Here is a 22,154-nt window from a genome sequence, read left to right on the forward strand (position 1 = left end):
TCAGTTCTTCAAATAGAACAAATTAATGATAGAGATTACCAGACTTTTTGATTTTCCATATTATCAGCTAGAAAAATACAACTTAGAGGCTGCTTTTGTAACTAAGTATAATGGTGATTGGAAAAAAATATCCACAAAAGAATATATAGATAAAGCAAATGCCGTTAGTAGAGCACTTTTAAAATTAGGAGTTCAACAAAACGACAAAATAGCAATCATTTCCTCTACAAATAGAACAGAATGGAACATTCTAGATATAGGCATATTACAGTTAGGTGCACAAAATATCCCTATATATCCTACTATTTCGTCTGACGATTATGAATATGTTCTTAATCACAGCGAATCAATCTATTGCTTTGTATCTGATGAAGAAGTTCTCGAAAAAGTAAAAAAAGTAAAAAACAATACTAAAGTAAAAGAAGTATTTTCTTTCGATCATATTAAAGGCTGTAAACATTATTCAGAATTATTTGAAATTGGCAAGGACGAGAGTAATCAACCAGAAGTTGAGGCACGAAAAAACGCAGTACAACCATCAGACTTAGCAACCATTATCTATACCTCTGGAACTACAGGAAAACCAAAAGGAGTCATGCTATCTCATTGGAATATCACAAGCAACGCATTAAGTAGTTCTTTAAGACTGCCTTTAATATCTGGTGAAACACGAGTATTAAGCTTCTTACCTATTTGCCATATTTTTGAACGTGTTTTAATATACATATATCAATATGCTGGAGCATCAATTTATTTTGCTGAAGCCATTGATAAAATTGGTGAAAACGCTAAAGAAATTAAGCCTAACCTTATGAGTGTAGTTCCTAGATTACTTGAAAAAGTATTCGATAAAATCTACGCTAAAGGTGATGAATTAACTGGTATAAAAAGAGCTCTATTTTATTGGGCTATTTCATTAGGCGAAAAGTACGAACCTTATAAAGCTAATGGTTGGTGGTATGAGTTCAAATTAAAAATTGCCAGAAAATTAATTTTTAGTAAATGGCAAGATGCTTTAGGCGGAGAGTTGTCAACAATGGTTTCTGGTAGTGCCGCTTTACACCCAAGATTATCACGCATATTTTGCGCTTCAGGAATGATGGTTATGGAAGGTTATGGCTTAACCGAAACATCTCCAGTCGTATCTGTTGGCATGGTAAGAGACAGACATTTTAAAATTGGCACTGTAGGAAAACCAATAAAAGATGTGGAAGTAAAAATAGCTGAGGACGGAGAAATACTTATTAAAGGACCAAACGTAATGCTTGGTTATTACAAAGATCCTAAAAAAACCGCCGAAGTTATGACAAACAATTACTTTCATACAGGTGATAAAGGCGAAATAGACCCAGATGGTTTCCTTAAAATAACGGGACGCAAAAAAGAAATGTTTAAAACCTCTGGTGGTAAATATGTCATTCCAACCCTTTTAGAAAATGAGCTAAAGGAATCTCCATTTATCGAACAAGCCATGGTAGTTGGTGAAGGTGAAAAAATGCCTGCGGTTTTAATTCAATTAAATTTTGAATTTGTAAAAGATTGGATAGACAGAAAAGAACATAATATTAAAAAAACTGAGAACGATATTATCGCTTCTGATATAATCATAACACGTATCCAAAAGGAAATAGATAAATGCAATAAAAACTTTGGCAAATGGGAACAAATTAAAAAGTTTGAACTCACCCCAGATGTTTGGTCTGTTGATGGAGGGCACCTCACACCTACAATGAAAATGAAACGAAATATTATTAAAGAAAAATACAAAGATCTCTACGAACGTATATATCAACCTTAATATTAAGCTCTCAAATTTGAGAGCTTTTTTATTTTAACAATATATGTCCCAATCATATTTACTATGCGAGCATAATTTTTTAATGATTTACTATGCATGCATAGTATTTTTTTATTATATTTGAACTTTCACAATTCTTATGAAAGAAAAAACTATAGATTACTTACTAAGAACCACTTGGTTAGCAGTTCAAAAAATGTATAACGAGGAAGCTGCAAAGTTCGATGCAACCATGGCTATTGCATTTACTTTACTGAGCATAGATCCTGTAAATGGTACACCTTCAACTGCTTTAGGCCCAAAAATGGGAATGGAAGCCACTAGCCTTTCAAGAATTTTAAAGAACATGGAACAACGTGGTGTTATTGAGCGTAAACCTAACCCACAAGATGGTCGTGGTGTACTTATACATTTAACCGATTTTGGGCGTGAAAAACGAGAATATTCACGTGAGCGTGTTTTAACTTTTAACAACGCTATAAGAAATGAAGTGTCAGAAGAAAAAATGAATCATTTTTATGAAGTGGCCGAAATCATCAACGAAATGGTTTCAAATAAAAAAATATATAATCAAAAAGAAGATATCCTAAAAAAATGAGTAAACGTAGAATTAAAAAAGTAGCAGTCATTGGTTCAGGTATTATGGGAAGTGGAATTGCTTGCCATTTTGCCAATATTGGTGCTGATGTGTTACTGCTCGATATTGTTCCTAGAGAGCTTATTGATGTTGAAAAAGCAAAAGGATTAACACTAAATGATAAGGTCGTTAGAAACCGTTTAGTAAACGATTCATTAAAGTCTGCTTTAAAATCAAAGCCATCACCAATTTATCACCAAAAGTTTGCCGATAGAATTACCACAGGTAACCTTGAAGATGATATTGCAAAAGTAAAAGATGTCGATTGGATTATTGAAGTGGTTGTAGAGCGATTGGATATCAAAAAAATAGTATTCGAAAATCTTGACAAACACCGAACGCCAGGAACATTAATTACCTCTAATACCTCTGGTATTCCTATCAAGTTTATGAGTGAAGGACGAAGTGAAGATTTCCAAAAGCATTTCTGTGGCACTCACTTTTTTAATCCTGCACGATACTTAAAACTATTCGAAATCATACCAGGCCCAAAAACCTCTAATGAAGTATTAGAATTCTTAAATGAATATGGTGAAAAATTCCTAGGTAAAACATCTGTAGTTGCCAAAGACACTCCTGCTTTTATTGGAAATAGAATAGGAATCTTCGGAATTCAATCCCTATTCCATCAAGTAAAGAAGTTAGGGTTAACAGTTGAGGAAGTTGATAAATTAACTGGCCCTGTCATTGGTCGTCCAAAATCGGCAACCTTCAGAACTGTTGATGTTGTTGGATTAGATACTTTAGTTCATGTTGCTAACGGTATTTATGAGAATTGTCCAAACGATGAAGCGCATGAATTATTCAAACTTCCAGAGTTTATCAACACCATGATGGAAAACAAATGGCTAGGAAGTAAAACAGGGCAAGGATTCTATAAAAAAGTTAAAGGCGATAATGGTAAAAGTGAAATCCTGTCGTTAGATTTAGACACATTAGAATATCGCTCTAAAAAAAGAGCGTCTTTCGCTACCTTGGAATTGACTAAAACAGTCGATAAAGTTATTGACCGCTTCCCTATTCTAGTTTCAGGCAAAGACAAAGCAGGTGAATTCTACAGAAAGAATTTTGCTGCCATGTTTGAATATGTATCTAACCGTATTCCTGAAATCACAGACGAACTTTATAAGATTGATGATGCCATGAAAGCTGGGTTTGGCTGGGAACATGGACCTTTCCAAATTTGGGACGCCATAGGTGTTGAAAAAGGAATTGAGATCATGAAAGCTGAAGGAAAAACACCTGCAGCTTGGGTTACCGACATGTTGGCTTCTGGAAGTTCTTCATTTTACACAGTAAAAGATGGTGCAACTTATGCCTATGATATTCCAAAGAAAGCACAAGAAAAAATTCCTGGACAAGATGCTTTTATTATTCTTGATAATATTAGAAAGTCAAATGAAGTATTCAAAAACTCAGGTGTTGTCATTGAAGATTTAGGTGATGGTATTCTTAACTGTGAATTCCAATCTAAAATGAACACGATTGGTGGTGATGTATTAGCTGGATTGAACAAAGCAGTTGATTTAGCTGAAAAAGATTTTGATGGTTTGGTTATTGGTAACCAAGGTGCTAACTTCTCGGTTGGAGCCAATATTGGTATGATTTTCATGATGGCTGTAGAGCAAGAGTACGATGAGTTAAATATGGCTATCAAATATTTTCAAGACACCATGATGCGTATGCGCTACTCCTCTATTCCAACTATTGCTGCACCACATGGTATGGCGTTAGGTGGTGGTTGTGAATTATCAATGCATGCAGATAAAGTTGTCGCAGCTGCTGAAACTTACATTGGATTGGTTGAGTTTGGGGTTGGAGTCATTCCTGGTGGTGGAGGTTCAAAAGAAATGGCTTTACGAGCTCAAGATACCTTTAGAAAAGGAGATGTAGAATTAAATACCCTCCAAGAGTATTTCTTAACTATAGGTATGGCAAAAGTAGCAACATCAGCTTATGAAGCCTTTGATATGGGAGTCTTACAAAAAGGAAAAGACATTGTTGTGGTAAATAAAGACCGTCAAATTGCTACAGCTAAAGCTCATGCAAGATTATTAGCTGACGCTGGATATACACAACCTGTAAAACGTAAAGATATTAAAGTCCTTGGAAAACAAGCTCTTGGTATGTTTTTAGTAGGAACGGATTCTATGGAAGCTTCAAATTACATTAGTGAACATGACCAAAAAATCGCCAACAAATTAGCATATGTTATGGCTGGAGGTGATTTATCGGAACCTACACTAGTAAGTGAGCAATACTTATTGGATATAGAGCGTGAGGCATTTCTATCGCTTTGTACCGAAAGAAAAACGCTAGAACGTATTCAACACATGTTAAAAACTGGTAAACCATTGAGGAATTAGAACCATGAACCAAGACCTAAAGATTCAAGATGAAGATGTCTTGATTCTAGACTCTTGATTCTATTAATCTTAAAGAAATCATGAAACAAGCATATATAGTAAAAGCATATAGAACTGCCGTTGGCAAAGCACCAAAAGGTGTGTTCCGTTTTAAAAGAACCGATGAATTAGCAGCTGAAACCATTCAGCACATGATGAAGGAATTACCAGGTTTTGATAAAACCAGAATTGATGATGTTATTGTTGGTAACGCAATGCCTGAAGGTTCTCAAGGATTAAATATGGCACGATTTATTTCATTAATCGGATTAAATAGTGTTGATGTTCCTGGAGTTACTGTTAATCGATTTTGTGCTTCAGGCATAGAAACCATTGGTATCGCAACTGCAAAAATTCAAGCAGGAATGGCAGATTGTATTATTGCTGGAGGTGCAGAAAGCATGAGTGCTGTACCAATGACAGGATTCAAACCAGAATTAAATTATGATACTGTAAAAGCAGGTCACGAAGATTATTATTGGGGAATGGGAAATACTGCCGAAGCAGTTGCTAATCAATTTAAAGTGTCTCGAGAAGATCAAGACGAATTTGCATACAATTCACATATGAAAGCTTTAAAGGCTCAAGCTGAAAATCGCTTTCAAGACCAAATTGTTCCTATTAATGTAGAGCAAACATACATAGATGATAACGGAAAGAAAGCAACAAAAAAATACACGGTGACTAAAGATGAAGGTCCTCGTAAAGGAACAAATCTTGAAGCCTTAGCTAAACTTCGTCCTGTATTTGCTCAAGGTGGTAGTGTAACAGCTGGAAACTCGTCTCAAATGAGCGATGGAGCTGCTTTTGTAATGATAATGAGTGAAGGCATGGTAAAGGAATTAAACCTTGAACCAATTGCTCGCTTAGTAAACTATGCTGCAGCTGGTGTTGAACCTCGTATCATGGGAATTGGACCTGTAAAAGCCATCCCAAAAGCACTTAAGCAAGCTGGATTGAATCAAGATGATTTAGAATTAATAGAGTTAAATGAAGCCTTTGCTTCTCAGTCTCTAGCCGTAATTAGAGAACTTAATCTTAATCCTGATATTATTAATGTAAATGGTGGAGCAATAGCGCTTGGTCACCCTCTTGGTTGTACAGGAGCAAAATTGTCTGTTCAGTTATTTGATGAAATGAGAAAGCGTAATATGAAAGGTAAATATGGTGCTGTAACCATGTGTGTTGGAACTGGACAAGGTGCCTGTGGAATATTTGAGTTTTTGAATTAAGAAAAAAGACTATAAGAACCAAGAAGCAAGACGAAAATGCATAATTTCAAAAAGCTTAAAATATGGATTGATAGCATTGAGTTAGTTTCTGAGTCGTATAAACTAACAAAGACTTTTCCAGATTTTGAAAAATTTGGATTATCAACTCAAATAAATCGATGTGCAATTTCAATTCCTTCAAATATAGCTGAAGGCTCTAGTAAAAGCACAAACAAACATTTCAATAAATATCTTGAAGATAGTTTAGGTTCTGCTTTTGAATGGGAAATTCAATTAATAATGCATTTAATGAAAGTTATCTATCAGAAGGAAAATTCAAAGAATTAGAAGAAAAAATAAAACAAATACAAAAAATGATTTCAGGTTTTCAATCTGGACTTAAACTATAAGTCTTGAATCTTGATTCTTGAATCTATTAATCTTAAAATAGAATGGAAGAAAAAGAATTATTAAGAGGAGGTCAGTTTCTAGTAAAAGAAACTAACTGTGAAGACGTTTTTACTCCTGAAGACTTTTCAGAAGAACAAAACATGATGAAGGAAGCGGTTATGGAATTTAATGATCGTGAAATTATTCCTCATAAAGCGCGATTTGAAGCTAAAGATTATGCGTTGACTGAAGAATGTATGCAAAAAGCTGGAGAACTCGGATTTCTTAGTGTAGCAGTCCCTGAAGCCTATGGTGGCTTAGGAATGGGATTTGTATCTACATGCTTAACATGTGATTATATTTCTAGTGGAACAGGCTCTTTTAGCACTGCTTTTGGTGCACACACTGGAATAGGAACTTTACCAATCACTTTATATGGTACCGAAGAGCAAAAACAAAAATATGTACCAAAATTAGCTTCTGGTGAATGGTTTGGGGCTTATTGCTTAACAGAACCTGGAGCAGGTAGTGATGCTAATTCTGGTAAAACAACTGCAACGCTTTCTGAAGATGGAAAATCTTATAAGATTAACGGACAGAAAATGTGGATTTCAAACGCAGGATTCTGTCGTTTAATGATTGTGTTTGCAAGAATTGAAGATGACAAAAATATTACAGGCTTTATTGTAGAATATGATAAAGACAATCCTAATGGCATTACACTTGGTGAAGAGGAACACAAATTAGGTATTCGAGCATCATCAACTCGTCAAGTGTTTTTTAACGATACTGTCGTTCCAGTTGAAAATATGTTATCAGAAAGAGGCAATGGCTTTAAAATAGCTATGAATGCTCTTAATGTTGGTCGAATTAAACTAGCTGCTGCTTGTTTAGATTCTCAAAGACGTATCACTACATTAGGTGTACAATATGCTAACGAGCGTAAGCAATTTAAAACACCTATCTCTGAGTTTGGTGCAATTAAAGTAAAACTAGCTGAAATGGCTACGAGTGCTTATGCTGGTGAATCTGCAACGTATAGAGCTGCAAAAAATATTGAAGATAGAATCGCAATTCGTGAAGCAGCAGGAAACTCTCATCAAGAAGCAGAGTTAAAAGGTGTTGAAGAATATGCCATTGAATGTTCTATCTTAAAAGTTGCAGTATCTGAAGACGTACAAAATTGTGCCGACGAAGGCATTCAAATTTATGGTGGTATGGGATTCTCTGAAGATACACCAATGGAAGCGGCTTGGAGAGATGCTCGTATCGCTCGTATTTATGAGGGAACAAACGAAATTAACCGAATGCTTTCTGTTGGTATGCTGGTAAAGAAAGCTATGAAAGGTCATGTGGATTTGTTAGGTCCTGCACAAGCTGTACAAGAGGAACTCATGGGAATACCATCGTTTGACACACCAGATTATTCTGAGTTATTTTCAGAAGAAAAGGAAATGATTAAGAAATTGAAAAAAACCTTCTTAATGGTTGCTGGTGGTGCAGTGCAAAAATTTGGTCCTCAACTAGAAGATCACCAACAGTTATTAATTGCTGCTGCAGATATTTTAATTGAAATCTATATGGCTGAATCTACTATTTTAAGAACAGAAAAGAACGCTAAGCGTTTTGGAGAAGAATCTCAGTCTGCTCAAATTGCAATGGCAAAATTATACTTATATCATGCTGTTGATATTATAGAAGAAAAAGGAAAAGAAAGTATTATCTCATTTGCTGAAGGCGACGAACAGCGTATGATGCTCATGGGATTGAAGCGATTTACTAAATATACAAACTATCCAGATATTGTGGATTTACGTAATGAAATCGCTGAGAAAGTAAAAGCTGAAAACAAATATTGTTTTTAGACTTTTGGTTGGTTGGATAAAAACGCCTCAATAACTTGAGGCGTTTTATTTTATATAAGATAACCCAATTAATCAATTATTTGGCCATTCTCCCCAATTGCTACAGTGACCACCATTATCTGTACCGGCTAAATCTCTGTAAGGCCCAGTGTATAAGGCATTCATTACAGCTCTAGGAGATGCCTTTAATGCCGTATTATTCTTAATCATAACTTTTCCAAAATGACCTTGACTTAATCCATGACCTAATTCATGTAGTGCAACAGTTTCAACATCTATATTAGTAACACCATCATCAGCCCAAATCCAAGATGGATCGTAATTAATTTCTCTAAAAGCAACATCAGCTTTTCCATTATTATCAATATCAGTAGGAACTCCTCCGTTAGTAAAAACAAAGGTGTGTGTAACTCCTATAACACCACCAGCATAATTAACCTCTCTAAATCCACCATGTTGTACATCAGCAAGAATAAACGGAGATCCTCCTAGCCCGTTTATGAAAGCAACTACGCCAATATCTAAACCAAAATCTGGATTTCTTGTAAGACCTAAATCCGAACAATTAACGTCTCTCCAAGTATTTGTTGCACTTTCAATTGCTGCGTCGGTTTCCGCTGCACTTAATCCTCCTCCAAAAGGTATTGCATCATTTGTTGTATCAATAGCATAAGTAATTGTGTTACCATCATCAGCACTCCAAGTACGTCGAGCATCATCAGGTACAAAATCATGTCCCAATTGTTTATTGCCAACGATTTTTGACAATACTGTATTTCCAGCTTCTTGCGAACCGCTAGCTGTAATATACTCTGCGGCTGCAACTCTATAGTTCATTCCTTTAGCTGCTAAAACCTCATTTATACCATCCAGATATTCAGGTGTAATTGTTAGTAATCCACTACCACGTGCATTACTAACAGCATCAACTTCATGACCAATAAAAGCTTCAATTGCTAAGCTTTGCGGTTCTTCATGTTGGGTAAGTTCTTCTGTTTGGCAAGACCAAAAGAATAATGATAATGCCATGATACATGTAATTTGTTTAATTAATTTCATTTTAAAATAGTTTAGTTAATAAATAGCATCGTGAAATTCCGAAACTATTTTTAGCCAAACAATACTCAATTTGAGTATTTTTACATTAATTATTAAAATGAAACTAAATTATTTAAAGAGAATAAATTGTTGATTAATATTTAACAAACGTAAACGATTTGTGAATAATCTTCCATTCATCTTTAACCTTCAATAGCATTAAATAATCTGTATAAAGTCGTTTTCTATCAGGCATATCAATTTCAATTTTTGCTATGGCTGCATCGTTAACATAATCAACAGATATTATTTTTCCTATACGATTACTCTTTCTGCCTTGCTTGACATTTGAAACATACCCTTTACCTGACCAAGCCTTTACAGAATCATTTTGTACAAAATACAAGTTAAAATCTGGGTGGAAAGCTCGTTTTAATCTATCTGGTTGTCCATTAGCTGTGCCTTCAATATAATCCAATAATGGTTTATTAATTTTTTCAATTTCAGTTTGTGCATTTACAGATATTGTAAATAAAAGTGTTGCGAGTATTAAAACTATTTTTTTCATTTGATTGATGTTTAATTTCTTCTAAGTTATTAAAAATCTAAACGGTAATTCATTTTAAATGCAATTCCCCAATCTTTTCTATGTATATCTTTATTAAAGTCATCAGTTACAACAAAGTAAACATAAGATAATGGTTTGTATTCCCATTGCAATCGTGAGTTTATATTAAAATTATTTCGTTGTGTGTTGTACTGCACGTAAGTGGTCCAATTTAATCGATTATTAAAAAACACTTCTCCAGTAAAACGAGCTAAATGGAAGGTTTCTTTTCCTAATTCATTTAAATCAATCGCATTTATGTCGTAAGCCACCTCAAAGCTAGCGAATGGTAGTAGTTGATAGTTTAGATCGGCTCCTGCGGTTGTTCTTTTACCATTATAATAAGTTCCTTTTTGTACATTTAATCGATATCGCAGTTTTTGGTTATTAGCCGAATTATATCCAATTTTTAAAATACCAAAACGATATTCATTTGGTGTTAAAGCGTTTCCGCTACCCAAAGGGTCAAATCCGTACTTTAAATCAACTATATCGTATATATACACATAATATATTAATGATAAATCCTTAAAGAACACTGCTGAATTTAGGAAGTGTGATGATTGGCTTACTTCTCCACTATCATTTAAATACGTGTTATTTCTATAGTTTAAATAACGAACAGAATTAATGCTTTTTGATTGCGAATAAAACTTTTTATATTCAATACGTGCGGTTGTTTGCGTATATCCTTCTCTAACAACAACATCATTAATAGCATCATAATTATAAAGTCTTGGCGTAAAACCTACATCTGTAATATAGTTTTTCCCTACATTTTTAATACCAACATTCCACTTTAATCCTCTTTTGTTAAACCAAATTCCAGCATTGTAAAAACCATTATCTCCTGAAATTCCATCGCTATAACTTTTTCCAAAATTGGCTAAACCTATCCACCTGTTGTTATTAGATTTATAGTTTAGGTTAATTCCGGTAACTCGATTATAATCATTTGCAAAATCAAAATTATTGGTCTGTTGACGATTAATTAAAAAGGCAGTAGTCGTGAAATTTTTAGATAATTGTTGTTCGGCAACTAAAGCTCCAAAGTTTTGTGATGTTACTGCATTTTCTTCTTCAGTTTGTACATCTAAAACGCCTATTCTGGTTTTTGGTGCGATATTTCCTGATAGTTTTAATCCAAATTGAATATCACTGTTAGCACCTATTCTTCTAGGATAAAAAGGATTGACACTAGCTACACCAAGGTTTGAAAACAGATCGGAATTCTCCAAAAAGAAATTTCGTTGTTCAGGAAAATTAACTGCAAACCGAGTTAAATTAGTGACTTGTTGGTCAACATCAATTTGTGAAAAATCTGGATTAATTGTAGCATCTAACCTTAAAGAAGACGTAACATTATATTGTGCATCTAAACTTGGTTTAAAAGTTGTATTGTCGGTATTAGTAGCAATATCTTTTTGATAATTAGCTGTGATTGATGGTGTAACTGTAAATCTTGAAGTAGTTGATTTTTCTGGAAGATTTTCAACTAAAAACTTTTCAGTAAAACGTAAATCTAAATTAGCATAATTACGTTTTACATTTTTTAAAATAGTCCATGAGTTGTTTTTTATATCCCTAACATAAAACTGAATACCGAACGTGTTGTTTTCCTTATTAAAGTTTAACGATTTTAAAGGAATAGCAATTTCATATTGCTTTTTATTACCATTTAATAAGGCTTTTGACTGCCAAACGGTATTCCAACTAAAACTAAGTTGGTAGCCATCATTACTTTTACCAACCAATCCATCTGTTTGATTTCCCAACGAATTAACAGCAAAGAAGTAAGCATTTTGCTTCTGATTTTGTGTATCTAAAATCATAATAAATGCATCGCTAAAAGCAATAGACACATCTCTTTTTAAGGTGCTTACTTGAGTTTTTGGGGTGGTATCATTATAAATAGCAGATATAAACAAATACTCACCATTATGGAATAGTTTTACTGAGGTTTGGTTCTTAGCTATGCCGTCATCTGTTGGTAAATAATTGTAAAAGTTAGTGTGTTCTGGTAACTCTTTCCAAATAGGTTCATCAAACCTGCCATCTATAGAAATATTAGTATCTATATACTTAATTGCTGATGTTTGTGCGAAAATGCCAGAATAATAAAAAAGCAACAAAAGACCTAAAATATTTTTCATATTAGTTGTTATCAATCTTAGTAGCCGTTTTACTTATAATTTTCCATCCTTCTTCTGTTTTCTTTAATAAAAACAAGTCTATATACAGCAGCTTCCTTTCTGGAATAGAAATTTCAACTTTAGCTGTTGCAATATCTTTAGCAACTTCTATAGCTAACACTTCAGCATAGCGTCCATTAAACTTGCCAAATTCTCTGTTTTTAAAAAAGGCTACATATTCTTTAGGGGTAAAGAGTTTAAACTCTCCTTTAGATGTTAAGTATAAAGTGGCGTTTTCAGCAAAAGCACTTTCTAACATCTCTAATTTATTATAGGAACTCCCTTCCATATAATTTTGAAGCGTTTTTTCGATTAAAGATGTTTCCGATTGTGCTATTGAAGCTTGAAAACTACATAGAGTCAGTAGTAATAAAATTTTGTGTTTCATTTTTATAGTTTTTAAATTTTGAAACAAAACTGATAAAATGAAAAGAAGAATGTATTTTGTGTTATAAAATAGGTGTCCTAAATTATAATTTGGGATATGCTAGGTGAGTGAATCTCTAAATGCTGCAGGTGTAATTCCTGTAATTTTTTTAAAGGTTGCATAAAATGTAGAGCGCGATGAAAATCCAGCTTCATAACCTATAACTTCAAGGGTGTATTTGCTATTTTTTGCTATAAGTTTTTTGGCCTCTTCTACTCTATACTCATTAATATATTGCGCAAAACTTTTTCCAAGATTGTCATTAAGTATTTGCGATAATTTATGTGCAGAAATATGCAACTCTTTTGCGATATTATTTAGTTTAGTATTGGTGTTTTTATACAACTCTTTTTGCTGCATCACATTTTCTAGAGCCTCTATTATTAAAACCGCCTCCTCACTCTCAATTTTCTTAAAGGCATATTTTTCAGGAATATCTTTAAACACATTATCTCTATTACTTTTAAATAGCAAGAAAAAAAGCAAGCCATAAAACACAAAAGAAAAAGTGAGTGTCCCTACATAATAAAAGTAGAAGAAACCAATAATGTATGCCACATAAATCAATACATTAGCAATATATACATTAAATAGCCATAGTTCGGCTATTGTACATTTTACACCTCTTTTAAAAACTTTTTTAAAAATATCTTTTAGAACAAATCCTGAAATCACAACATAAATTCCCCAAACAGTATAAATAAACTTAACAAAATACGTATTCCAGAAATCAGAATTAGATGGATAAGGTTTTGCTAACCCAACGACAACAACAACTAGCAATAAAAAGACAAAATGAATTTTCCAGAAACTAGTAATTTTCTTTGTGTTCTCTACTGAGGATTTCAAATAATAAAACAAAGAAACACCAATTAAAAAACACGCAGATAAACCAACTTGTAATATTAACAAATTTCTATCTTCTCTAGGTGTAAAAATAGTGTGTAAAGATTTTCCTATTCTTATACTTAATAGTAAAACCAACAATCCAAGAAATAAATTCTGAATCCTTTTCTGCTTTGTAAAAAACAACAAGTATAAACTCACTAAAAAACCGTTAAATACACCCAATGCACAAAAGAAAAATAAAAGTTGATTCTCCAAATTAAGTTATATTAATTATCCTTCAAATATATAAAGTTAGAAATTAACACAATTCTTTTATTCAACACAATTAAGTATCAATAATCCTTTTTTATTACTTTAGAGAAAAATTAAATTCAACTTATGCGCAAGCTATTTTCTTTACTTTTATTTTTTGCTTTTTTAGTTGCTAACTCTCAATCAAATACTGATGTATTTCTTTTTGATTTAAAAACCTCAAGCAATTCAATAGAGTTATTAAACCATAAAAATATTTCGGCTAATGATGGTTACGACAATCAACCGTCTTTTCTTGATAATAACACCGTTTTATATGCAGGTACCAGAAATGATCAAACCGATATCGTAAAATATACAATAAACTACGATTCCAAAATTTTTATTAACCATACGGAAGGTGGTGAATATTCTCCTTTAAAAATCCCTAATAAAAATGAAGTATCTGCAGTTCGATTAGATCCAGATGGCTTACAACGTTTATATACTTACAATTTACGTAATGGTGAATCTAAAGAACTTATTAAAGATTTAGTTGTTGCTTATTACACGTGGTATGATAACAATATTGTTGTTTGTGCAGCTATAGAAGAAAATAGATTAAACCTATTTGTTGTTAATACAAAAGGTGGTACAAGTAAAAAATATCAAGAAAATGTTGGGCGTTCGTTTCATAAAATCCCCAATTCCAATCTTGTAAGTTTCATTTCAAAAGAAAATAACACTTGGCAAATAAAATCTTTAAACCCAAAAACAGGCGTTACTAAAGTTATTGCCAATACTATGGAGGGTGTTGAAGATATTTGCTGGCTAAACAGCAAAACCATCCTTTCGGGCAAAGACAGTAAATTATATAAATTAACCTTGCAAAAGGATAACAATTGGAAACAAGTAGCTGATTTAAGTTCAAAAGGCATTTCAAAAATTACACGCTTAGCAACCAATTTAGAGTCAAGTATGCTACTAATTGCTGGAGATATTAACGAAAATGCAAAAAAAACAGAAGAAACCAAAGAAAAGGAAAAACCAGCTTCAGAAACATCAAATGAAGTTTCTGAAGCTGAAGCCATAGTACAAAAACAATTGGAGGCATACAATAATAGAGATATTGATGCTTTCATGGCAACTTACTCTAAAAATGTTAAACTTTATAACTATCCTAATGAATTACAAACCGATGGTGCCCAACAAATGCGAAAAAGATACGAACAGTGGTTTAATCAAACTCCCGATTTAAGAGCTTTTATTAAAAAACGTATCGTTATTGGTAATAAAATTATTGACGAAGAACAAGTCACTGCTAACGGACAAATTTTTAATGCTGTAGCCATATATGAAGTTGAAAATGGTTTAATTAGCAAAGTCACTTTTATACAATAGCAAATTATGAGAATACTAATTCTAGCTTTAGTTATTACAAGTTGGTCTTGCAAAGCACAAACAGAAACCAAAATAGAGCCTAAACTAGAAAACATTGCCTGGATTTCTGGAACTTGGCATGGTGAAGCTTTTGGTGGAAAGACAGAAGAAATTTGGAGTGAACCTTCTGCTGGATCCATGATGGCAACCTTTAAACTAATAAACAATGGAAAAGTCACCTTTTACGAAATAGAAATTATTAGAGAAGTTGAAAACTCGCTCATTCTTCAATTAAAACATTTTGGTTCTGATTTAAAAGGTTGGGAAACAAAAGACGAAACTATCGATTTCCCACTAAAAGAAATAACTCCTACAAAAGTTGTCTTTGAAGGCATGACCTTTGAAAAAGTGAACGATAAAGAAATGAATGTCTATGTAGATATTGAAGAAAACGGAACCATAGAAACAGTAAAATTTAATTATATTAAACAATAGCAATGAAACAATTACTAACCACCTTACTACTTGTATTTGTAGTAAACAGCTACTCACAAACCGATCAAAAAATATACGATATAATTGACGCTATCTCTGCCGAACGCATTAAAAAAGATGTAAAAACTTTAGTCGATTTTGGAACACGTAATACGTTTAGCGATACGATTTCCGATACAAGAGGCATTGGTGCCGCTAGACGTTGGATTAAATCTGAATTTGAATCTATTTCAAAAAATTGCAACGATTGTTTAGATGTATTCTATCAAAAAGACCTGGTCACTAAAGAAGGCAATCGTCGTGTGCCTCACGATGCTTGGATTGTGAATGTAGTAGCTATTCAAAAAGGCACCAAATATCCTAATCGTTACATCATTATGAGTGGCGATATCGATTCAAGATCAAGTAATACCATGAATTTCGAAATCGATGCTCCAGGAGCTAACGACAATGCCTCAGGAATGGCGGGAACTATTGAAGCTGCACGTGTGTTAAGCAATTATCAATTTGAAAACAGTATTATTTATGTTGGTCTTTCTGGTGAAGAACAAGGACTATTTGGAGGCGCTGGGTTAGCTAAATATGCAAAAGAGCAAGGTTGGGACATTATTGGGATTCTTAATAATGACATGATTGGAAACATAAAAGGGGTTGATGGCGTTATTGATAACAGAACGTTTAGAATTTTTTCTGAACCTGTTCCTCCAACTGAAACAGAACGTGAACGTAACGCTCGACGTTTTTATGGTGGTGAAGTTGATGGTATTTCACGTCAGTTAGCGCGCTATGTACATAAAAATGTAAAAACCTACATGCCAGAAATGAATCCAATGATGGTCTATCGCTTAGATCGTTTTGGTCGTGGTGGTCATCATAGACCGTTTAACGATTTAGGTTTTGCTGGCATTAGAATTATGGAAGCTCATGAAAATTACACTCAACAACATCAAGATATTCGTACCGAAAATGGGATTAACTATGGCGATACTTTTGAGCATGTAAACTTCCCTTATGCTAAAAAGCTTACTGCAGTAAACGCTATCAATTTAGCTAGTTTGGCAAGTGCACCTCCAGCACCTAAGAATATAGCAATTGGTGGTATTGTTCAGCCTTCAGCTAAATTTAAATGGGATAAAGTAGATGGAGCTGTTGGTTACAAAATTTATTGGAGAGATACCACCTCTCCTACTTGGGATTATAGTCGTTATGTAGGTAATGTATCTGAATTTGTTTTAGAAGGCATTGTTATTGACAACTTCTTTTTTGGAGTTGCATCAGTTGGAAAAAATGGTTATGAAAGCCCTGTAGTATTCCCTAATAAAACGTTTAGATAACTAGATGAAAGCGCTTAAAAAAAATAGTTTTTTATTTTGTGTTTTAATGTTGTTTTTAAGCTGTCAAAAAGACTCTAAAAATGAAGTTCTTGTACTAGGAACCATTCATGGTGGGCATTTAACTGAAAATGTTTATAATATCGATAAACTAACTGCAATTATTGAAGAAATAAACCCTGATATAATTCTTACCGAAATTCCTCCAAACCGTTTTAAAGCAGCTATGGAAGGATTTAAAAGAGACGATAGCATTTCAGAACCTCGTGTAATGCGCTTTCCAGAATATACCGATGTTATTTTTCCGCTTTCAAAAACTATGAGTTTTGAAATTATTCCAACCGCTGGTTGGACAGCCATAATGGCAAATGAAAGGTCAAAAAAACTTCAAGCAATTAGTAAAGACTCAACAAGAGTTGATGATTGGAACGAATATACTACTGCTAATAAACTAACAGATTCTTTAATGAATACAACTGGAAAACAAAATGACCCAGCTTTTATTCATACAAACACTTATGACAGTATTTATAATATAAGACTAAGTACTTATAACAAACTTTTTAACGAAGAACTTGGTCTAGGTGGCTGGGATAATATCAATATTGCACATTATTGGAATATCGAAAAAGCACTTCAAAAATATAAGTACCAAGGCAAGCGAATTCTAATAACTTATGGAGCTGGACATAAAGTGTGGTTTTTAAACGAGCTTCGTAAAAGGGATGATATAACTTTATTAGAGTTACAGCCATTTTTAGACAGATTAAACTAATAAAATATGAAAACTCGTTATCTAATCATTCTATTAGCCATAATTACTTCGCCAATTATTGAAGCACAAGGATTACTAGAAGACAAAAATACGTTTACAAGACAAGATACTTTACGTGGCTCAATAACTCCAGAGCGTGAATGGTGGGACGTAACCTATTATCATTTAGATGTAAAAGTAGATCCTGATAACAAGTATATTTCTGGTAAAAACACAGTTCAATATAAAGTGTTAAAGCCTCATAATCTCTTACAGATTGATTTACAAAGTCCTTTACAAATAACAAAAGTAACTCAAAATGGTGAAGACTTAAACGTAAAACATGATGGTAATGCGCACTTTATCACATTAAAAGAGAATCAAATTGTGGGTGACATTAAATCACTGGAAATACATTATAAAGGGAATCCGCAGGTGGCAAAAAGAGCACCTTGGGATGGAGGGTTTTCGTGGAAAAAAGATGAAAATGGAAAACATTTTGTAGCAACGTCTTGTCAAGGTTTAGGAGCCAGTGTATGGTGGCCAAATAAAGACCATATGTATGATGAAGTTGACAGTATGCTTATTAGTGTTACCAACCCAAAAGAATTAAGTAATATCTCAAACGGACGATTGCGATCTGTAAAAGATAATAACGATGGCTCTGTAACCTCTAACTGGTTTGTAAACAACCCAATCAATAATTATGGCGTCAATGTAAATATTGGCGATTATGTACATTTTTCAGAAGTATTTAAAGGTGAGAAAGGGAATTTAGATATGGATTATTATGTGCTGAGAGACAACCTAGAAAAAGCTAAAGAACATTTTAAAGACGCTCCAAAAATGATAAAAGCTTTTGAACATTGGTTTGGACCATATCCGTTTTACGAAGATGGTTTCAAGCTTGTAGAAGTGCCTTATCTAGGCATGGAACATCAAAGCTCCATTACCTATGGCAACAAGTATAAAAAAGGATATTTAGGTAGAGATTTGTCAAATACAGGTTGGGGATTAAAATTTGATTTCATTATTATTCACGAAGCTGGTCACGAATGGTTTGCTAATAATATAACGTACAAAGATATTGCTGATATGTGGATTCATGAAGGGTTTACAGCATATTCCGAAGGATTATATTTAGAGTATCACTACGGAAAACAAGCTGGTGACGAATATACAGTTGGCAAAGGAAAAGACATTAAAAATGACAGACCAATCATTGGCTATTACAATGTGAATAAAGAAGGTTCAGGAGATATGTACAACAAAGGCGCATATATGCTTCATACCTTAAGACAACTTATTGAAGACGATGAAAAGTGGCGAATGATTTTAAGAGGACTCAATAAAACATTTTACCACCAAACGGTGACCACTAAACAAATTGAAGATTACTTAAGTAAAACAACAGGAATAGATTTAACCGAGTTTTTTAATCAGTATTTACGTGATGTTCGCATTCCAACTTTAGAGTATGAAATAAAAAATAACGTCTTAAAATTTCGTTATACTAACATTATTGAAAGCTTCGACATGCCAATAAAAATACATATTAATGGAAGTGAACAATGGCTATTCCCAAAAGCTGAATGGCAAACCATGAGCACTAAAGCTGATGATATAAAAATAGATGATAACTTCTTAGTATATTCTAAAAAGCTATAACTCTTGTGAATTATCCAGAACTGTATTTTAAGCGTGATATAGATTGGTATGATTGGTTACTGCAAAATCATGACACTGTAAATGGAGTGTATATCATACTCTATAAATTAGAAATGAATATTCCCACTATGCGTTGGGAAGAAGCTGTAAAAGTAGCGTTATGCTTTGGTTGGATAGACTCTACTGTGAAGAGTTTAGGTAACGGTAAACGACGTCAATATTTTACACCAAGAAACCCCAAAAGTGTGTGGAGCGCTTTAAACAAACGCTACATTATTGAGCTAGAACAAAACAACCTTATTCAACCAAGTGGCTACTGTAAAATAGACATCGCTAAACAAAATGGCATGTGGACATTTTTGGATGATGTTGAGAATTTAATAATCCCAAATGATTTACTAAAGGCATTTAATGGGAATAAGGAAGCCTTTGCAAATTATCAAAATTTTGCTTCAAGCTATAAAAAATCATATTTGTATTGGTTAAAACAAGCCAAACGTGAAGCAACGCGACAAAACAGAATTGCAAAGATTATAGAGTTTTGTGAGCAGAATATTAAGTCACGATAGACCTTAATTTAAATGAGGGTTTAATAAGTGTGTAATTTGCAAAGATTAATATAAATAAAAACTTTCTAAATACTAATAATTGAGTTATTTAGTCTTTACTCCTTTTATTAAAAGCCAAAAAATAATTGAGAATTCACCAATCACCAAAGGTAGCATTAATATAGAAGTAATCATTTCTGAATGATTTGGTAAAAGCAAAGATGTAAGAGTGATTATCAAATATGAAAAACACCCAATAATTAAAAATACTCCAATAATTTTAGGGATAAATTTTGATTTTATTATTAGCATGCCTAACGGATATAACCAAAGCCCCCAAAATACTTGTACAATAACATTTCCTTGTTGGAATAGTTTAAGAAATAACATCATTAAGGCATGTAATTGATTTATTTTAAATGTGCTTAAATAGTCAACATCACTTAAAACTAACTGTGCCGCAATAAGATTTAAAGTATTTAAGAAGGCTATGGGTACAGCTACAGAAACTAATATTAGCATAAGTTTTACCTTTTTTGGGTCAACTTCTTTAAACAATTGACTTAAAGCTAATACTAAAAAAACAAAGCTTGTTTGACAGATGAGATTGCTAACTATGACCAATCGAAATAAAAAGTCCGATTCATTAACTTTCATTGCTGTTGCTACAGCATCTCCTTCTACAATGAAATTAGAAGGAATGTACATAATGCCAATACCTCCTGATATTGCCATTAATAAATATAAAAGACCTGCTATCTTTGCTTTGTTTTTTGTTGCTTCCATTTTAATTAATCTTAAACTTGTTCCTTTACCTGATAATTTCCAGGGGTAAATTTGAATGTTTTCATCAATCGAGTCCAGGTATTAATTTGTGAAATAGCTAAGGTTAAATAGCAAATCTCTTCCTTGTTAAAATGAGAGGTCAACACTTCAAATACGTGTTCTGGTAAAGGGTCTCTACTTAACTTAGTAAGTACATCTGTTAAATTAAGAGCTGCCATTTCTTTATCTGTAAAATACGGTGTTTCTTTCCACACACATAAAGAAGACAATCTTAAATCGGTTTCTCCAAGGTGTTTAAGCTCTTTATGATGCATGTCTACACAATAGGCACAACCATTTTTTTGTGCGACTCTTAATCGTATTAATTCTAGTAAATGCATATCTAATGAGGAATTGTTAATGTATTCTTCAGTTGACATTAAATTTTCGAACATTCCTTTAGGAATATCTTGATACGTAATTCGTTCCATAATATTTGTTTTTAATAGTTTAAATTCACTTCTAGTGCTTTTTTAAATAGGCTATAACTTATATTACTTGGCTAAAAACCTACTTTTTCTTTGTTATTAAGATTGTTTTCTCTGCGTATTTCTTCTTAATTCGCTTAAGAAGCCTGTTATGTAATCCAATATATTTTCCAATAGTAAAAGATTGATAAGGCATTTGGTTATTGTCCATCATATTGTTCTTTTAATTTTGAATAGTCGCTTTAAATTTCATTCTCTCCGGAACATTAGGATCATGAGATGGTAAATATATGGTAGGATTAAATTTTGCAAAAGATTGTATGTTCTTAAGTGTTTTTATGCTTTCATTGGTGCCAATTCCATCTGGTAAACCATTGATTAAATTTTCTTGAGTGTAAGACGTGTCTCCAGCTAAAAAATAATGCAATCCATCTACTTCGGCTATAACAGATATGTGATTTGCAACATGCCCTGGTGTAGCAACTATCATTATTTTGCCATCATTGGTTACAGGCATACTTTTATTAAATGAGAAGTATGGAGAACTAGGCAAGTCAATAAGTGTTGGCTTAAGCCATTTGGGCCATCTATGAGGTAAATAACCTGCTAATATCCCTTTTAACCCTGACGCGTTCTTAAATTCATTTTTATCAATTAATATTTCCGAATTTGGAAAATGATGCAATCCTCCAGCATGATCTGTATGTAGATGCGTCAATATTACTTTTTTAACATCTTTCTTAGGGTTTATCCCTATTTTTAATAATTGAGGACCTATTTCATCTTCTGGTTTCACATCAAAATCTACTGCTAATGCATAATAAGGATGCCATTTAGGAAGATACCCTTTACTACTTGTTTTATGAGTTTCACCTGTATCAACTACAATGACACCTTCAGGATGGTCTATAACCCAAGCATAAATAGGAATCCAATCTGCCCATATTTTTCCAAATAATACTTTAGCCATTGAAGGAATGATACCTTCTGTCCTTTTTATTTGATTTTCTTTAATCCTTACCTTTCCTGTTTCAATTCTATAAACTTTCATGAGTATGAAATTAATGTACTATAA

At 33.0% G+C, this 22,154-nt stretch carries 20 protein-coding genes; 12 read left to right on the forward strand and 8 right to left on the reverse strand.

What is annotated here, in order from left to right:
- Positions 1-25 precede the first annotated feature (25 nt).
- The 6 genes from E5167_RS05685 to E5167_RS05710 all read left to right on the forward strand — a co-directional run bounded on the left by E5167_RS05685 (position 26) and on the right by E5167_RS05710 (position 8,306).
- Positions 26-1,798: an AMP-dependent synthetase/ligase gene (locus E5167_RS05685; RefSeq protein WP_136841952.1), complete on the forward strand. Its 1,773-nt coding sequence runs from the start codon at positions 26-28 to the stop codon at positions 1,796-1,798.
- A 139-nt stretch (positions 1,799-1,937) separates the two neighbouring features.
- Positions 1,938-2,396: a MarR family winged helix-turn-helix transcriptional regulator gene (locus tag E5167_RS05690; protein WP_136841955.1), complete on the forward strand. Its 459-nt coding sequence runs from the start codon at positions 1,938-1,940 to the stop codon at positions 2,394-2,396.
- Entirely contained in the window at positions 2,393-4,801 is a 2,409-nt protein-coding gene (locus tag E5167_RS05695; protein WP_136841958.1) for a 3-hydroxyacyl-CoA dehydrogenase/enoyl-CoA hydratase family protein, read from the forward strand. Before E5167_RS05690 ends, E5167_RS05695 begins: the two co-directional genes overlap by 4 nt.
- Before the next feature lie 80 nt (positions 4,802-4,881).
- Positions 4,882-6,072, forward strand: a complete 1,191-nt coding sequence (locus E5167_RS05700) for an acetyl-CoA C-acyltransferase (protein WP_136841960.1) — start codon at positions 4,882-4,884, stop codon at positions 6,070-6,072.
- Between the two features lie 36 nt (positions 6,073-6,108).
- Positions 6,109-6,399 (forward strand): four helix bundle protein, encoded by a 291-nt coding sequence (locus tag E5167_RS05705; protein ID WP_317130368.1) that lies wholly within the window; start codon positions 6,109-6,111, stop codon positions 6,397-6,399.
- 104 nt (positions 6,400-6,503) lie between these two features.
- Complete coding sequence (locus E5167_RS05710; RefSeq protein ID WP_136841963.1) at positions 6,504-8,306, forward strand: acyl-CoA dehydrogenase family protein; 1,803 nt, start codon at positions 6,504-6,506, stop codon at positions 8,304-8,306.
- A 72-nt stretch (positions 8,307-8,378) separates the two neighbouring features.
- On the opposite strand, the gene E5167_RS05715 is transcribed toward E5167_RS05710, so the two are convergent.
- The 5 genes from E5167_RS05715 to E5167_RS05735 form a co-directional block, all read right to left on the reverse strand.
- The gene (locus E5167_RS05715) at positions 8,379-9,365 is read right to left on the reverse strand and encodes a M10 family metallopeptidase domain-containing protein (RefSeq protein ID WP_136841966.1); all 987 of its coding nucleotides are present in this window, start codon (positions 9,363-9,365) and stop codon (positions 8,379-8,381) included.
- Between the two features lie 133 nt (positions 9,366-9,498).
- On the reverse strand, positions 9,499-9,912 hold the full coding sequence (locus E5167_RS05720) for a nuclear transport factor 2 family protein (protein ID WP_136841969.1): 414 nt from the start codon (positions 9,910-9,912) through the stop codon (positions 9,499-9,501).
- A gap of 29 nt (positions 9,913-9,941) precedes the next feature.
- Complete coding sequence (locus E5167_RS05725; RefSeq protein ID WP_136841971.1) at positions 9,942-12,104, reverse strand: DUF5916 domain-containing protein; 2,163 nt, start codon at positions 12,102-12,104, stop codon at positions 9,942-9,944.
- A gap of 1 nt (position 12,105) precedes the next feature.
- On the reverse strand, positions 12,106-12,531 hold the full coding sequence (locus E5167_RS05730; protein WP_136841974.1) for a nuclear transport factor 2 family protein: 426 nt from the start codon (positions 12,529-12,531) through the stop codon (positions 12,106-12,108).
- Positions 12,532-12,630: 99 nt separating this feature from the next.
- On the reverse strand, positions 12,631-13,674 hold the full coding sequence (locus E5167_RS05735; protein ID WP_136841976.1) for an AraC family transcriptional regulator: 1,044 nt from the start codon (positions 13,672-13,674) through the stop codon (positions 12,631-12,633).
- 123 nt (positions 13,675-13,797) lie between these two features.
- Between E5167_RS05735 and E5167_RS05740 the strand changes: the two genes are divergently transcribed.
- The 6 genes from E5167_RS05740 to E5167_RS05765 are packed head-to-tail and all read left to right on the forward strand — an operon-like array spanning position 13,798 to position 19,847.
- Positions 13,798-15,051: a nuclear transport factor 2 family protein gene (locus E5167_RS05740; RefSeq protein ID WP_136841979.1), complete on the forward strand. Its 1,254-nt coding sequence runs from the start codon at positions 13,798-13,800 to the stop codon at positions 15,049-15,051.
- Positions 15,052-15,057: 6 nt separating this feature from the next.
- Complete coding sequence (locus E5167_RS05745; RefSeq protein ID WP_136841981.1) at positions 15,058-15,525, forward strand: DUF6265 family protein; 468 nt, start codon at positions 15,058-15,060, stop codon at positions 15,523-15,525.
- A gap of 2 nt (positions 15,526-15,527) precedes the next feature.
- A complete protein-coding gene (locus E5167_RS05750; RefSeq protein ID WP_136841984.1) occupies positions 15,528-16,859 on the forward strand; it encodes a M28 family peptidase in 1,332 nt (443 codons plus the stop codon).
- A gap of 4 nt (positions 16,860-16,863) precedes the next feature.
- Positions 16,864-17,631 (forward strand): hypothetical protein, encoded by a 768-nt coding sequence (locus E5167_RS05755; RefSeq protein WP_136841988.1) that lies wholly within the window; start codon positions 16,864-16,866, stop codon positions 17,629-17,631.
- Between the two features lie 6 nt (positions 17,632-17,637).
- Positions 17,638-19,278 (forward strand): M1 family metallopeptidase, encoded by a 1,641-nt coding sequence (locus E5167_RS05760; protein WP_136841990.1) that lies wholly within the window; start codon positions 17,638-17,640, stop codon positions 19,276-19,278.
- Between the two features lie 5 nt (positions 19,279-19,283).
- Positions 19,284-19,847 (forward strand): YdeI/OmpD-associated family protein, encoded by a 564-nt coding sequence (locus E5167_RS05765; RefSeq protein ID WP_136841993.1) that lies wholly within the window; start codon positions 19,284-19,286, stop codon positions 19,845-19,847.
- A gap of 84 nt (positions 19,848-19,931) precedes the next feature.
- Here E5167_RS05765 and E5167_RS05770 read toward each other — a convergent pair whose 3' ends face one another.
- The 3 genes from E5167_RS05770 to E5167_RS05780 form a co-directional block, all read right to left on the reverse strand.
- Positions 19,932-20,612 (reverse strand): DUF4386 domain-containing protein, encoded by a 681-nt coding sequence (locus E5167_RS05770; protein ID WP_136841996.1) that lies wholly within the window; start codon positions 20,610-20,612, stop codon positions 19,932-19,934.
- Between the two features lie 11 nt (positions 20,613-20,623).
- Positions 20,624-21,082 (reverse strand): carboxymuconolactone decarboxylase family protein, encoded by a 459-nt coding sequence (locus tag E5167_RS05775; protein WP_136841998.1) that lies wholly within the window; start codon positions 21,080-21,082, stop codon positions 20,624-20,626.
- 220 nt (positions 21,083-21,302) lie between these two features.
- Positions 21,303-22,130: an N-acyl homoserine lactonase family protein gene (locus E5167_RS05780; protein WP_211242133.1), complete on the reverse strand. Its 828-nt coding sequence runs from the start codon at positions 22,128-22,130 to the stop codon at positions 21,303-21,305.
- Between the last annotated feature and the right edge of the window lie 24 nt (positions 22,131-22,154).

Origin of the sequence: Pontimicrobium aquaticum (assembly GCF_005047595.1) — a bacterium.
Classification (GTDB): domain Bacteria; phylum Bacteroidota; class Bacteroidia; order Flavobacteriales; family Flavobacteriaceae; genus Pontimicrobium; species Pontimicrobium aquaticum.

What these genes read in the sequence shown, in the direction of transcription:
- E5167_RS05685 (WP_136841952.1), top strand. Translation starts at nt 26, where the DNA reads ATGATAGAGATTACCAGACTTTTTGATTTTCCATATTATCAGCTAGAA.
- E5167_RS05690 (WP_136841955.1), top strand. Translation starts at nt 1,938, where the DNA reads ATGAAAGAAAAAACTATAGATTACTTACTAAGAACCACTTGGTTAGCA.
- E5167_RS05695 (WP_136841958.1), top strand. Translation starts at nt 2,393, where the DNA reads ATGAGTAAACGTAGAATTAAAAAAGTAGCAGTCATTGGTTCAGGTATT.
- E5167_RS05700 (WP_136841960.1), top strand. Translation starts at nt 4,882, where the DNA reads ATGAAACAAGCATATATAGTAAAAGCATATAGAACTGCCGTTGGCAAA.
- E5167_RS05705 (WP_317130368.1), top strand. Translation starts at nt 6,109, where the DNA reads ATGCATAATTTCAAAAAGCTTAAAATATGGATTGATAGCATTGAGTTA.
- E5167_RS05710 (WP_136841963.1), top strand. Translation starts at nt 6,504, where the DNA reads ATGGAAGAAAAAGAATTATTAAGAGGAGGTCAGTTTCTAGTAAAAGAA.
- E5167_RS05715 (WP_136841966.1), bottom strand. Translation starts at nt 9,365, where the DNA reads ATGAAATTAATTAAACAAATTACATGTATCATGGCATTATCATTATTC.
- E5167_RS05720 (WP_136841969.1), bottom strand. Translation starts at nt 9,912, where the DNA reads ATGAAAAAAATAGTTTTAATACTCGCAACACTTTTATTTACAATATCT.
- E5167_RS05725 (WP_136841971.1), bottom strand. Translation starts at nt 12,104, where the DNA reads ATGAAAAATATTTTAGGTCTTTTGTTGCTTTTTTATTATTCTGGCATT.
- E5167_RS05730 (WP_136841974.1), bottom strand. Translation starts at nt 12,531, where the DNA reads ATGAAACACAAAATTTTATTACTACTGACTCTATGTAGTTTTCAAGCT.
- E5167_RS05740 (WP_136841979.1), top strand. Translation starts at nt 13,798, where the DNA reads ATGCGCAAGCTATTTTCTTTACTTTTATTTTTTGCTTTTTTAGTTGCT.
- E5167_RS05745 (WP_136841981.1), top strand. Translation starts at nt 15,058, where the DNA reads ATGAGAATACTAATTCTAGCTTTAGTTATTACAAGTTGGTCTTGCAAA.
- E5167_RS05750 (WP_136841984.1), top strand. Translation starts at nt 15,528, where the DNA reads ATGAAACAATTACTAACCACCTTACTACTTGTATTTGTAGTAAACAGC.
- E5167_RS05755 (WP_136841988.1), top strand. Translation starts at nt 16,864, where the DNA reads ATGAAAGCGCTTAAAAAAAATAGTTTTTTATTTTGTGTTTTAATGTTG.
- E5167_RS05760 (WP_136841990.1), top strand. Translation starts at nt 17,638, where the DNA reads ATGAAAACTCGTTATCTAATCATTCTATTAGCCATAATTACTTCGCCA.
- E5167_RS05770 (WP_136841996.1), bottom strand. Translation starts at nt 20,612, where the DNA reads ATGGAAGCAACAAAAAACAAAGCAAAGATAGCAGGTCTTTTATATTTA.
- E5167_RS05775 (WP_136841998.1), bottom strand. Translation starts at nt 21,082, where the DNA reads ATGGAACGAATTACGTATCAAGATATTCCTAAAGGAATGTTCGAAAAT.
- E5167_RS05780 (WP_211242133.1), bottom strand. Translation starts at nt 22,130, where the DNA reads ATGAAAGTTTATAGAATTGAAACAGGAAAGGTAAGGATTAAAGAAAAT.